Here is a 12,618-nt window from a genome sequence, read left to right as displayed (position 1 = left end):
TAGAACCGTGAACGAAACGGCGCGGTACGCGGAAGCACCGGCAGAGGTGGACGTCGTGGTCGTCGGCGCCGGGCAGGCGGGCCTGTCCGGCGCCTACCACCTGGCCCGGGCCGGCATCGGCCACGTGGTGCTCGACCACGCGCCGCGCCCCGGCGGGGCCTGGCAGTTCCGCTGGCCGTCGCTGACCTACGGCAGGGTGCACGGCATGCACGCGCTGCCCGGCATGGAACTGACCGGAGCCGATCCGCTGCGGCCCTCCTCCGAGGTGATCGGGGAGTACTTCGCCGCGTACGAGGAGCGCTTCGGCCTGCGCGTACGCCGCCCCGTGGACGTCACGGCCGTGCGCGAGGGGGCCGCGGGCCGGCTCCTGGTGGAGTCCTCGGCCGGGACCTGGTCCGCGCGGGCCCTGATCAACGCCACCGGCACCTGGGACCGGCCGTTCTGGCCGCGCTACCCGGGCCAGGAGCTGTTCCGGGGGCGGCAGCTGCACACCGCCGGCTATCCGGGGCCGCAGGAGTTCGCCGGGGCCCGGGTCGTGGTCGTCGGCGGCGGCACCTCGGCGGTCCAGCACCTGCTGGAGATCTCCGAGGTGGCCGCGGAGACCACCTGGGTGACGCGGCGGCCGCCGGTGTTCCGCGACGGGGCCTTCGGCGAGGCCGAGGGCCGGGAGGCGGTGGCCCGGGTGGCGGAGCGGGTCCGCCGGGGGCTGCCGCCGCGGAGCGTGGTGAGCGTGACCGGCCTGGCGCTGACCGGGGCCGTCCGGGCCGGACTGGACTCGGGGGTGCTGGAGCGGCTCCCGGTGTTCGACCGGATCACCCCGTCCGGCGTCGAGTGGGCGGACGGCCGACGCGTGGACGCCGACGTGATCCTGTGGGCCACCGGCTTCCGGGCCGCCGTCGACCACCTGGCGCCGCTGCGGCTGCGCGAGCCCGGTGGCGGCATCCGCGTCGAGGGCACCAGGGCGGTGCGCGACGAGCGGATCCACCTCAGCGGCTACGGACCCTCCGCCTCGACGGTCGGCGCCAACCGCGCGGGCGGCGCCGCGGTCCGCGAGATCCGCCGCCTGCTGGCGGCCCGGACCCCGGCGCCCTCGCTCGCCCGGTAGCGGCCCGGCCGGGTCTCAGGTCCCGCGGGCGGGGGACGGCTCCGCCGCGGCACGCAGCCGGTTGAACTCCGCGACGTGCTTCTTGTGCTCGTCGTAGGTGGCCGAGAAGCGGGTGTCCCCCGGCTTCACCGTGACGAAGAACAGCCAGTCCCCGGGGGTGGGCGCGACCGCCGCCGCCATGGCGCGCAGGCCGGGGCTGTCGATCGGCGTGGGGGGCAGGCCTTGGCGCTCGTAGGTGTTGAAGGGGTGGTCGATGCGGGTGTCGCTGAGCTTGGTGTCCACGGTGCTGCGGTTCAGCGCGTAGTTGACGGTGGAGTCCATCTGGAGCGGCATCGACTTCGCGAGCCGGTTGTGCACGACCCGGGCGACCTTCCCCATGTCCGCCGGGGTGTCGGCCTCCGCTTCGATGATGCTGGCGAGGGTGGCCGTCTGGTAGGGGGTCATGCCGTGCGCCTTGCCGCCGTCGGCGACGGCGGGGGTGGCGAGCTTCTGGTGGGCGGTCCGCACCATGTACGCGAGGAGCGCGCCCGGGGTGGTCTCGGAGGTCACCGGGTACGTCGCGGGGAAGAGGTAGCCCTCGGGGTTGCCCTTCGCCTCCGGGGGCAGGTCCAGCCCGGCCGTGGCGACGGCCGCCTTGGCGGAGCCCGCCGGGAGCTTCAGCTCGCGGTCGATCGCGGCGTACACCTGCTGCGCGCGCCATCCCTCGGGGATCGCGAGCTGGCGCGGCTTCTCAGGCGCCTGCGCGCGCTGGAACAGCGGTATCAGGACCGCGGCCCCGAGCGCGATCAGCGTGCCGAGGAAGAGCGCCAGACGGCCCCGGCGGGTGAGCCGGGGGCGGCGCTGCGGCTGCCGGTACTCATGACGCATACGGGCACGCTAACCGGCGAAGTGTGGCATTTCCGGCATCGCACCCTGTGCCGGTCAGATGATCACACGTTCACCGGAGTCGGTACGGGCTCTTCGGCGGAGCCCCGTCCGGCGTCCCCGGCCGCCGTGCGGACCGCTCCGGGCGTCAGCGCGGCGTCCCGGTCGCGCCGGACCAGCGCGGCGTAGCGGCCCCCGGCCCCGAGCAGTTCCTCGTGCGTCCCGCGCTCGGCGATGCGGCCCCCGTCCAGCACCACGATCTGGTCGGCGTCCCTGACGGTGGAGAGGCGGTGCGCGATGGTGATGGTGGTGCGGCCGCGGGACAGGTCGTCGATGGCCCGCTGCACCGCGTGCTCCGTACGGGTGTCGAGGGCGCTGGTGGCCTCGTCGAGGATGAGCACCGGCGGATCGCGCAGGATGGTGCGGGCTATGGCCAGGCGCTGCTTCTCGCCTCCGGAGAACCGGTAGCCGCGCTCGCCGACCAGGGTGTCGTAGCCGTCGGGCAGGGACTGGATGTGGTCGTGGATCTGGGCCGCGCGGGCGGCCTCGACGATCTCCTCCTCGGTGGCGTCCGGTTTGGCGAAGCGCAGGTTGTCTGCGACCGAGGCGTGGAAGAGGTACGTCTCCTGCGAGACCACGCCGATGGAACGGGCGAGGGAGTCGAAGTCGAGGTCGCGCACGTCCACCCCGTCGAGGGCGACCCGCCCTCCGGTCACGTCGTACAGCCTCGGCACCAGGTAGCTCAGGGTGCTCTTGCCGGACCCGGTCGGGCCGACCACGGCGAGGGAGCCGCCCGCCGGAACCGTGATGTCTATGCCCGTGAGCGTGGGGCCGTTCTTGGCCTCGTACGCGAAGTGCACGTCCTCCAGCCGGATCTCGCCCTTCGCCCGCTCCAGCCGGACCGGCTCGGCCTTCTCGGTGATGTCCACCGGCAGGTCGAGGTACTCGAAGATCCGGGCGAACAGGGCGAGGGAGGTCTGGATCTGCACACCGGTCGACAGCAGGCTCACGGCGGGCCGGAACAGGCCCTGCTGGAGGGTGACGAAGGCGACGAGGGTGCCGACGGAGAGCGAGGGGGCGCCCGTCTGGAGCGCGATGCCGGCCGCCCAGTAGATGAGCGCGGGCATCGCGGCCATGACGATGCCGATGGTGGACATCCGCCAGCGCCCGGCCATGCTGGAGCGCACTTCGAGCCCGACCAGCTTCTCGGACTCGTCGGAGAAGGCCGCGGTGAGGGACTCCGAGCGGCCCATGGTGCGGCCGAGCAGGATCCCGCTGACCGAGAGGGACTCGGTGACCGTGGCCGCCATCGCGGCCATCTGCTTCTGCCGCTGCGTGGTGATCCGCTTGCGCTCGTGGCCGACCCGGCGGCTGATCCACACGAAGACGGGCAGCAGGAGCAGGGAAACCACGGTGAGCCGCCAGTCGAGGGCGAGCATCGCGACGACGGAGGCGATCACGGCGGTCAGGTTCGACACCAGGGAGGTGGCCGTCGAGGTGACGGTCGCCTGCATGCCGCCGATGTCGTTGGCGATGCGCGACTGCACCTCGCCGGTGCGGGTGCGGGTGAAGAAGGCCAGCGGCATCCGCTGGAGCTGGGCGTAGACGGCGGTGCGCAGGTCGTGCATCACGCGCTGGCCGACGGTGGTGGACATGTACGTCTGGATCACGCCGAACACGCTGGTGACCACGGCGGTGAGGATCATGCCCAGGGCGAGCAGGCTCAGCAGGCCGGTGCGGCCCTCGGGTATCGCGACGTCCAGGATCTCCTTGAGCAGGAACGGCGAGGCGACGCCGACCAGCGAGGAGGCGGCGACCAGCGCGCCCACGACGGCGAGCCGGGCGCGGTAGGGCCGGAAGAGCCCCACGATCCGGCGCAGCTCGCGCGGGCGCTCCGCGGGGCCGGGCAGGGAGGGGTCGAGGGCTTCGTTCGATGGTGTCCACTTCGGTTCTTCGGGGCGCATGGGCCTCCTTCTGGCGAGACTCCGATGAGCTTAGCTCATTGTTACCTATGCTCACAATGAATCGGGTCCTGGTACTGTTCCCAGTATGAGCACCGGGTCCGAGAGCGACACCTCAGACGGCGTCCTCGCCGAGCAGCTGCTGCGTCTGACGCGGCGGCTCCACCGCATACAGAAGCGCCACATGGAGCCGCTCGGGATCACCCCGGCGCAGGGCCGGCTGCTGCGGCTCGTCGCGCACCACGGCGGCGACCGGCCGCCCCGGATGGCCGATCTCGCCGCGCGTCTGGAGGTAGTGCCGCGGGCCGTGACGACCCTGGTGGACGGCCTGGAGGCCGCCGACTGCGTCCGCCGGGCACCCGACCCGGCGAACCGGCGCGTCATCCGGATCGAGCTCACCGAAACCGGCCGCGCCACGCTGCGCCGTCTGCGCAGCGCGCGAACCGACGCGGCAGAGGAGATCCTGGCTCCGTTGACCGCCGGACAGCGCGAGGTGCTCGGCGGCCTGCTGAACACGCTGACGGACGTACCGGCGGCGGAGCGCCCCTGCTGATCCGCGCTCCGGCGCCGTCACCGGGAGCGGTGCCGGCCGGGCACCGCCGGGACGGATCGGGGATCGCCCATGCCGCTGCTGGAACCGGACCCCGGCGCGCTGCGCCCGCGCGGCCCCGGGGTCCCCGCCCCCGACCGGGTGCCGGACCGGCTGGCCGCCGGCACCCCCCACGCCCTGCGCACGGAGCTGACCGAACTGCTCGGCGCCGAGAAGGTGCTGTGGAAGGTCTCCGACCTGGTCCGCTACTCCACGGACGCCTCGCCGTACCGGTTCGTACCGCAGGTCGTGGTGGTCGCCGAGGACGTCGACGACGTCTCCGCCGTCCTGTCGTACGCCCACGGCAGGCAGCGCGACGTGGTCTTCCGCGCCGCGGGGACCTCCCTCAACGGGCAGGCCCAGGGCGAGGACATCCTGGTCGACGTACGCCGCCACTGGACGGGCGTCGAGGTCCTCGACGGCGGCCGCCGCGCCCGCGTCCGGCCGGGCACGACCGTGCTGCGGGCCAACGCCGCCCTCGCCCGGCACGGCCGGATCCTGGGGCCCGACCCGGCCAGCGCCATCGCCTGCACCGTCGGCGGAGTCGTGGCGAACAACGCCTCCGGCATGACGGCGGGGACCACGAGGAACTCGTACCGGACCGTCTCCTCCCTCACCCTCGTCCTGCCGACCGGCACCGTCGTGGACACCGCCGACCCGCTCGCGGACGAGGAGCTCGCCCGCGCCGAACCGGCCCTGTGCCGCGCCCTGATGGCGGTCAAGGCGGAGATCGAGGCCGATCCGGTGCTCACCGCCCGGATCCGCGCCAAGTACGAGATCAAGAACACCACCGGCTACCGGCTGGACGCCTACCTCGACGGCACCACGCCCGTGGAGATCCTGCGCGGCCTGATGGTCGGCTCCGAGGGCACGCTCGGCTTCATCTCCGAGGTCGTCTTCGACACCGTCCCGCTCGACCGCGAGCTCACGAGCGCCCTGCTCTTCTTCCCCTCGCTGCCCGCCGCGGCGGCCGCCGTCCCGCTGTTCAACGAGGCCGGCGCGCTCGCCGTCGAGCTGATGGACGGCAACACGCTGCGCGCCTCCGTCAGCGTCGCGGGCGTGCCCGCCGACTGGGCGGACCTCCCCAAGGACACGGCCGCCCTGCTCGTCGAGTTCCGGGCTCCGGACGCGGCGGGCCGCGCGGAGTGCGAACGCCGCGCGGCCGCGGTGCTGCCCGCCCTGGAGCTCGTCGCGCCCGTCGCCTCCGTGACCAACGCCTTCACCCGCGACCCGGGGACGATCTCCGGCTACTGGAAGGCCCGCAAGGCCTTCGTCACCGCCGTGGGCGGCGCCCGGCCGCCCGGAACCACCCTGATCACCGAGGACTTCGCCGTGCCCCCGGCGCGGCTGGCCGAAGCCTGCGAGGCACTCCTCGCGCTCCAGGAGGAGCACGGGTTCGACGCGGCCGTCGCCGGTCACGCGGCCCACGGCAACCTGCACTTCCTGCTCGCCTTCGACGCCGCGAAGCCCGAGGACGTCGCCCGGTACGCGGCGTTCATGGACGCCTTCTGCCGGCTGACCGTGGAGCGGTTCGACGGCTCCCTGAAGGCCGAGCACTCCACCGGCCGCAACATGGCCCCCTTCCTGGAGCTGGAGTGGGGCCCCGAGGCCACCGCGCTGATGTGGCGCACCAAGCGCATCGTCGACCCCGACGGGATCCTCGCCCCGCGCGTCCTCCTCGACCGGGATCCGCGGGCCCACCTGCGCGGCCTGAAGACGATCCCGCGGGTGGAGGCGGTCGCCGACCCCTGCATCGAGTGCGGGTTCTGCGAACCCACCTGCCCCAGCGAGGACCTGACGACCACCCCGCGCCAGCGGATCGCGCTGCGCCGCGAGATGACGCGGCAGCAGCCCGGTTCCCGCGTGCTCGACGAACTGCTCGGCTCCTACGGCTACGACGCCGTCGACACCTGCGCCGGTGACTCCACCTGCAAGCTCGCCTGCCCCGTCGGCATCGACACCGGGGCGCTGATGCGGGACTTCCGCCACCGCCGGCACGGCCCGCGCGAGGAGCGGGCCGCGGCCCTGGCCGCCCGGCGGTTCCGCACCGTGGAGGCCGCCGCCCGGCTGGCCGTGGCCGCCGCCGGCGCGGTTCCCGACGCGGTCGCGGACCGGCTGCTGGGGGCCGCGACGGCGCTCGCGCGCAAGGCCGTCCGTCCGGACCTGGTGCCCGCGTGGCTGCCGCAGATCCCGGGAGCCGCCGCCCGCCGGCTGCCGCCCACCCGGCGGGCCGGCGCCGCCGCCGTCTACTACCCCGCCTGCGTCAACCGGATCTTCGGCAACCCCGACGGGCATCCCGGGCCCTCCCTCCCGGAGGCGGTGGTGGCCGTGTCGGAGCGGGCCGGGATGCCCGTGTGGATCCCGGAGGACGTCGCGGGCACCTGCTGCGCGACGATCTGGCACTCCAAGGGCTACGCGGACGGCAACCGGATCATGGCCAACCGGACCGTCGAGGCCGCCTGGGGCTGGACGGCCGGGGGCCGGCTCCCGCTGGTGGTCGACGCCTCCTCCTGCACCCTGGGCCTCGCCCGCGAGGTCGTCCCGTACCTGACCGACGACAACCGCGCGCTCCACGCCGGGCTGCGGATCGTCGACTCGGTCGTCTGGGCGGCCGAGGAACTGCTGCCGCGTCTGGAGGTGCTGCGCACCGTGGGATCGGCCGTCCTGCACCCCACCTGCTCCATGCGGCACCTGGACGACGAGGCGCAGCTGCGGACGGTGGCCGAGGCCTGCGCCGAGGAGGTGGTCGTCCCGGACGACGCGGGCTGCTGCGCCTTCGCCGGTGACCGGGGCATGCTCCACCCGGAGCTGACGGCGTCGGCGACGGCCCCGGAGGCGCGGGAGGTGACGGCGCGGCGGTTCGACGCGCACCTGTCGGCGAACCGGATGTGCGAGGTGGGCATGGACCGGGCCACCGGGCGCGGCTACCACTCGGTGCTCCTCGCCCTGGAACGGGCCACCCGGCCCTGAGGTCCTCCGGATCCACACCCTTCCCGTACGCCGTCCGCGCGCTCCGGAGCGCGCGCCCCGGAGCGGCAGGGACCCCGGCCGGACCCCGGCCCGGGCCGGAAAATCGATTGCCCGGGCCGGGTCCGGAAGGCGAACCTTGCGTGGTTTGGACTACTCGACCAGTCATGGGGCGTCATGCAGATCAGCGATCTTCCGTATCCGGACCCCGGGGTACCCGACGCCCGCTCCGGCCCCCGTTTCCTCCTGTGGCTGGGGAGGGGACAACTCGGCGGACAGGCCAAGAGCCTGGGCTGGGGACTGCTGCACCACTGCGGCATCGCCGGCCTGCCCTTCGCGGTCGGGTTCGGCGTCGAAGCCGTCGTCGACGGCGACGGCCGGCGGCTCCTGCTCGTCGGGGCGGCGATCGTGCTCCTCGGCATCGCCATCTCCGTCGGCGATGCGATGCTGCACCGCACGGCCGTCACCAACTGGATCACGGCCGCCGCCCGGGTGCAGCAGCTGCTGGCCCGCAAGACGGCCGACCTTGGCGCGGCCCTGACCCGGCGGGTCGCCGCCGGTGAGGTCGTCGCCGTCTCCACGGGTGACGTGGAGAAGATCGGCTGGTTCGTGGAGGCCGTCTCCCGCTTCCTGGCGGCCGTCCTCGCGATCGTGATCGTCTGCGTGGGCCTGGTCTTCTACGCCCCGACCCTCGGCGTCGTCGTGGCCGTGGGCATGCCGGTGCTGGCGCTCGCCGCCCTGCCGCTCCTCCCCCGGGCCACCCGGCGCGCCGACTTCCAGCGCGAGAAGGCCGGCAAGGCCACCGAGCTCGCCTCCGACACCGTCGCGGGGCTGCGGGTGCTGCGGGGCATCGGCGGCGAGGAGCTGTTCCTCGGCCGCTACCGCGAGGCCTCCCAGCAGGTCCGGGCCGCCGCCGTGCGCAGTGCCCGGATGTGGGCGCTGATCTCGGCCATCCAGGTGTTCCTGCCGGGCCTGCTGCTCATCTCGGTCGTCTGGTACGGCTCCTCGCTCGTGCTGGACGGCCGGCTGGACGTCGGCGAACTCGTCGCCGTGTTCAGCGCCGTGTCCCTGATGCTCTACCCGCTCAGGAACGTGGAGGAGATCGCCATGGCCTACTCCTTCTCGCGTCCCTCCGCCCAGCGCGCCGCCCGGGTGCTGTCGCTGACCCGTACCGACGCCGACGCCGACGCCGACGCCGGCACCGGCCCGGACGCCGCCGTGCCGGACGCGCCCGCGCCGGGCGGGGACCTGTACGACCCCGAGACCGGGCTGCTGGCTCCGGCCGGGCGGTTCACGGCCGTCGTGTGCGGGGATCCGGACGTGGCGGGCCGGCTCGCGGAGCGCCTCGGCGGGCAGCCCGTACCGGCCGGCGACACCGCGGCCGAGGGGCCCTCGGTGCTGCTCGGCGGGGTGGCGCTGGACGAGCTCGCGCTGGACACGGCGCGCACGCTGGTCCTCGTACAGGACAAGGACCCGGTGCTGCTGTCCGGGACGCTGCGCGAGCTCTTCGACGTACCGGCCTCCGGTGCGGTGGAGCCCGCGGCGGCACTGGCCGCGGCGCAGTGCGCTGACGTGCTGGACGCCCTGCTCCAGTCGGCGCCCGACGGGGTCACCGATCCGATGGACGCCCGGATCACCGAACGCGGCCGGTCCCTGTCCGGCGGGCAGCGCCAGCGCCTCGCGCTGGCCAGGTCGCTGGTCACCGACCCGGAGGTACTGGTGCTCGACGAACCGACCTCGGCCGTCGACTCGCACACCGAGGCACGCATCGCCGACGGGATCACGGCCCTGCGCAAGGGGCGGACCACGGTGGTGCTGGCGTCCTCGCCGCTGCTCCTGGACCGGGCCGACCGGGTCGTCCTCGTCCACGAGGGCCGGGCCCTCAAGGCCGGCACGCACCGCGAGCTGCTGCGCGACGATCCGCGCTACCGCGCGGTCGTCACCCGCGAACCCGACGGGCCCGACAGGACCGGCGGGACGGACGGGACCGGCGGGACCGACCGGACCGGCGCCGCACTGGTCCGGCTGGAAGAAGCACTCACAGAGATCGAGGGATCCGCATGATCGGCGTGGCGCCACCGGAATACGATCCGGCGGCCCCCGAGACGGCCGCGACGCTGCCCGTGGGCTCGTCGGAGACCGTACGGGGCTACGTGCGCGGCCTGTTCCTCCGCCACCGGCGGGCCTTCGTGGTCCTGGTGACGGTCAACGCGGTCGCCGTGGTCGCCTCCATGACCGGCCCGTACCTGCTGGGCCGGGTCGTGGACGACCTCGCGGAGGGGGCGCGCGAACTCCATCTGGGGCGCGTGGCACTGCTGTTCGCGCTGGCCCTGGTCGTCCAGACCTGCTTCGTGCGGCTGGTTCGGCTGCGCGGGGCGATGCTCGGCGAGGAGATGCTGGCCGACCTGCGCGAGGACTTCCTGGTGCGCTCGGTCGGCCTGCCGCCGGGCGTCCTGGAGCGGGCCGGCACCGGTGACCTGCTGTCCCGCATCACCACCGACATCGACCGGCTGGCCAACGCGATGCGCGAGGCCGTGCCCCAGCTCGCCATCGGCGTGGTGTGGGCCGGGCTGCTCTTCGGCGCGCTCGCGGTGACCGCGCCGCCGCTGGCCCTGGCCGCGCTGGTGGCGCTGCCGGTGCTGGTGATCGGCTGCCGCTGGTACTTCCGGCGGGCTCCGTCGGCGTACCGCTCGGAGGCGGCCGGGTACGCGGCGGTCGCGGCGGTGCTCACCGAGACGGTGGACGCGGGCCGCACCGTCGAGGCGCACCGCCTGGGGCGGCGCCGGATCGCCCTGTCGGAGCAGCGGATCAAGGAATGGACGGCGTGGGAGCGGTACACGCTGTACCTGCGGACGGTCCTCTTCCCCGTCATCAACGTCACCTACGTGACGATCCTGGGTTCGGTGCTGATGATCGGCGGCTACTGCGTCCTCCAGGGCTGGATGTCGGTGGGACAGCTGACCACGGGCGCCCTGCTGGCGCAGATGATGGTCGATCCGATCGGCCTGATCCTGCGCTGGTACGACGAACTGCAGATCGCCCAGGTGTCGCTGGCCCGGTTGGTCGGCGTCCACGAGATCGAACCGGCGGCCGGCGACGGCGCGCTCTCCCCGGAGGGACGCGAGGTGCGGGCCGACGAGGTCCGCTTCGGTTACCGGGAGGGCGTCGACGTCCTGCACGAGGTGTCGATGGCCGTGCCGCCGGGCACCCGGATGGCGCTGGTCGGCCCCTCGGGCGCGGGCAAGTCCACGCTGGGCCGGCTGCTGGCGGGCATCTACGCCCCGCGGACGGGCGAGGTGACCCTGGGTGGTGCGCGGCTGTCGGGGATGCCGGCGGAGCGGGTCCGCGAGCACGTGGCCCTGGTCAACCAGGAGCACCACGTGTTCGTGGGGTCCCTGCGGGACAACCTGCGCCTCGCCCGTACGGACGCCGGGGACGCCGAACTGTGGGCGGCGCTGGGCGCGGTGGACGCGGAGGGCTGGGCGCGGGCCCTGGAGTCCGGGCTGGACACCGACGTCGGCTCGGGCGGCAGCGCACTGACCCCGGCGCAGGCGCAGCAGGTGGCGCTGGCCCGGCTGGTGCTGGCCGACCCGCACACGCTGGTGCTGGACGAGGCGACCTCGCTGCTGGACCCGCGGGCCGCCCGGCACCTGGAGCGTTCGCTGGCCCGGGTGCTGGACGGCCGTACGGTCATCGCGATCGCCCACCGCCTGCACACCGCGCACGACGCGGACGTGATCGCGGTGGTCGAGGCGGGCCGGATCAGCGAGCTCGGCTCGCACGACGAGCTGGTGGCGGCCGACGGGGCGTACGCGGCTCTGTGGCGCTCCTGGCACGGCTGACCGGGCCGCCGGCCCGGCGGGGTCTACGGGGCCTTCGCCGGGCCGGCGGGGCCTACGGGGCTGCCGCCGGGCCGGCGGGCCGGCGCGACGGGCTCGTACGCCTGACGGCCCGCGCAGGTCCACACGACCGGGTGCGCCACGTGCGCGGCGTCCAGCGCGACCCCGCCGACGCGGTCGTCGTCCCCGACGGCGTAGGCGGCGGAGTAGCCGGTGGGCGTGAGTCCGGGGAGGACGCGCATCGGGCCGCCGCCGGACCGGTACTGGGCCCGGACGACGGTGTCCTCGGGCGGGTCGTAGGTGGTGGCGGCGCCGACCGAGACCCCGGTGCGGGGGCTGATGTCCTCGAAGGTGCCGCTGGTGCTCCCGGCCGGCGGGGGCACGTAGGAGGGCTCCGTGTACGGGGCCGTCCACAGGAGCGGGGTCTCCTGCATGGCCCGGGTGTACCAGTGGTGGCCGACGATCCGGCCGCTCTCGTCGATGGCCTGCGGCCTGTAGTACTCGTAGTTGCCGCCGACCGGCTGGAGCAGGGTGGGGGCGGCCGTGGTGTCGGCGGACCAGAGCAGGCCCGGGTTCATGTCGTAGGGCTCGTCGTCGTCGCCGGTGGGGCCCGAGCCGTGTCCGGTGATCTGCCCGGCGTTGTTGATCCCGGTGACCTCGTCGAGCCGGAAGCCGGGCGGGACGGGCAGTTCCCTGCGCAGGGCCGGGCCGGACCATTCGAGGCCGGTGCTCGCGCCGGTCGAGGCGTCGTGGCGGCGGCCGACGACGTGGCCCCGGTCGTTGACGGCGGTGGCGTACTGGCCGCCGGGCAGCAGCGTGACCGCCTTCGCGCCGGGCCGGTAGCTGAAGGCCTTGCGGCCACCGGGTCCGGTGAGCGTGCCGACCATGAGTCCGAGGCGGTTGACGGCCTCCACGCTGCCCCCGGCGGCTCCCGCCGGCAGCGGCACGGCGTGCACGGCGGTGCCGAGCCAGTAGGCGGGCCTGTCGTGGGACACCCCGACGGACAGGCCGAGCGGGCCGATGCCGTTCACCTGGTCGGTGTGCAGCCACGGATTGCCGCCGTCGGGCCCCGGCAGCGACTTCAGGACGCGCAGCGCCGGTGCGCAGGCGGCCCCGGTGTCCGGCGCCGCGGCGGTGTCCCCCGAGTCCGCGCGTACCGGTGCGGCGAGCGCGAGCGAGGCGAGGACCGCCGCCGCCACGCCCGCGCCGACGGCTCTGCTGGTGTTGCCCATGGGTCCCCCCGGACGTCATGCGGGCCGACGGCTCCGACGGCTCGTCGGCACACATGATGTC

General features: G+C 74.4%; 8 protein-coding genes. 5 read left to right on the top strand and 3 right to left on the bottom strand.

From position 1 onward, the window contains the following. The first annotated feature begins 7 nt into the window (after positions 1-7). Positions 8-1,105, top strand: coding sequence for an NAD(P)-binding domain-containing protein (locus tag ABZZ17_RS00240; protein WP_356870305.1), 1,098 nt, complete (start codon positions 8-10; stop codon positions 1,103-1,105). A 15-nt stretch (positions 1,106-1,120) separates the two neighbouring features. Here ABZZ17_RS00240 and mltG read toward each other — a convergent pair whose 3' ends face one another. Together mltG and ABZZ17_RS00230 are read right to left on the bottom strand one after the other, a co-directional pair. Continuing rightward, entirely contained in the window at positions 1,121-1,972 is an 852-nt protein-coding gene (gene mltG / locus ABZZ17_RS00235; protein WP_356870303.1) for an endolytic transglycosylase MltG, read from the bottom strand. A gap of 62 nt (positions 1,973-2,034) precedes the next feature. Beyond that, the gene (locus tag ABZZ17_RS00230; protein ID WP_356870301.1) at positions 2,035-3,933 is read right to left on the bottom strand and encodes an ABC transporter ATP-binding protein; all 1,899 of its coding nucleotides are present in this window, start codon (positions 3,931-3,933) and stop codon (positions 2,035-2,037) included. An 85-nt stretch (positions 3,934-4,018) separates the two neighbouring features. Between ABZZ17_RS00230 and ABZZ17_RS00225 the strand changes: the two genes are divergently transcribed. The 4 genes from ABZZ17_RS00225 (at position 4,019) to ABZZ17_RS00210 (ending at position 11,328) form a co-directional block, all read left to right on the top strand. Beyond that, complete coding sequence (locus ABZZ17_RS00225) at positions 4,019-4,483, top strand: MarR family transcriptional regulator (protein WP_356870299.1); 465 nt, start codon at positions 4,019-4,021, stop codon at positions 4,481-4,483. A gap of 69 nt (positions 4,484-4,552) precedes the next feature. Next, a complete protein-coding gene (locus tag ABZZ17_RS00220) occupies positions 4,553-7,489 on the top strand; it encodes an FAD-binding and (Fe-S)-binding domain-containing protein (RefSeq protein ID WP_356870297.1) in 2,937 nt (978 codons plus the stop codon). A 174-nt stretch (positions 7,490-7,663) separates the two neighbouring features. Continuing rightward, the gene (locus ABZZ17_RS00215) at positions 7,664-9,550 is read left to right on the top strand and encodes an ABC transporter ATP-binding protein (protein WP_356870295.1); all 1,887 of its coding nucleotides are present in this window, start codon (positions 7,664-7,666) and stop codon (positions 9,548-9,550) included. Beyond that, complete coding sequence (locus tag ABZZ17_RS00210) at positions 9,547-11,328, top strand: ABC transporter ATP-binding protein (RefSeq protein WP_356870293.1); 1,782 nt, start codon at positions 9,547-9,549, stop codon at positions 11,326-11,328. The genes ABZZ17_RS00215 and ABZZ17_RS00210 overlap by 4 nt, the downstream gene beginning before the upstream one ends. A 23-nt stretch (positions 11,329-11,351) precedes the next feature. On the opposite strand, the gene ABZZ17_RS00205 is transcribed toward ABZZ17_RS00210, so the two are convergent. After that, positions 11,352-12,557 (bottom strand): hypothetical protein, encoded by a 1,206-nt coding sequence (locus tag ABZZ17_RS00205; RefSeq protein WP_356870291.1) that lies wholly within the window; start codon positions 12,555-12,557, stop codon positions 11,352-11,354. Between the last annotated feature and the right edge of the window lie 61 nt (positions 12,558-12,618).

The sequence above is a fragment of the Streptomyces sp. NPDC006512 genome (assembly GCF_040611935.1).
Taxonomy (GTDB): Bacteria; Actinomycetota; Actinomycetes; order Streptomycetales; family Streptomycetaceae; genus Streptomyces.
This window is presented reverse-complemented; position numbering and strand designations above follow the sequence as displayed.

Excerpts from the sequence above, each read along its gene's own strand:
- ABZZ17_RS00215 (WP_356870295.1), top strand. The coding sequence starts at position 7,664 with ATGCAGATCAGCGATCTTCCGTATCCGGACCCCGGGGTACCCGACGCC.
- ABZZ17_RS00225 (WP_356870299.1), top strand. The coding sequence starts at position 4,019 with ATGAGCACCGGGTCCGAGAGCGACACCTCAGACGGCGTCCTCGCCGAG.
- ABZZ17_RS00205 (WP_356870291.1), bottom strand. The coding sequence starts at position 12,557 with ATGGGCAACACCAGCAGAGCCGTCGGCGCGGGCGTGGCGGCGGCGGTC.
- mltG (WP_356870303.1), bottom strand. The coding sequence starts at position 1,972 with ATGCGTCATGAGTACCGGCAGCCGCAGCGCCGCCCCCGGCTCACCCGC.
- ABZZ17_RS00220 (WP_356870297.1), top strand. The coding sequence starts at position 4,553 with ATGCCGCTGCTGGAACCGGACCCCGGCGCGCTGCGCCCGCGCGGCCCC.
- ABZZ17_RS00210 (WP_356870293.1), top strand. The coding sequence starts at position 9,547 with ATGATCGGCGTGGCGCCACCGGAATACGATCCGGCGGCCCCCGAGACG.
- ABZZ17_RS00230 (WP_356870301.1), bottom strand. The coding sequence starts at position 3,933 with ATGCGCCCCGAAGAACCGAAGTGGACACCATCGAACGAAGCCCTCGAC.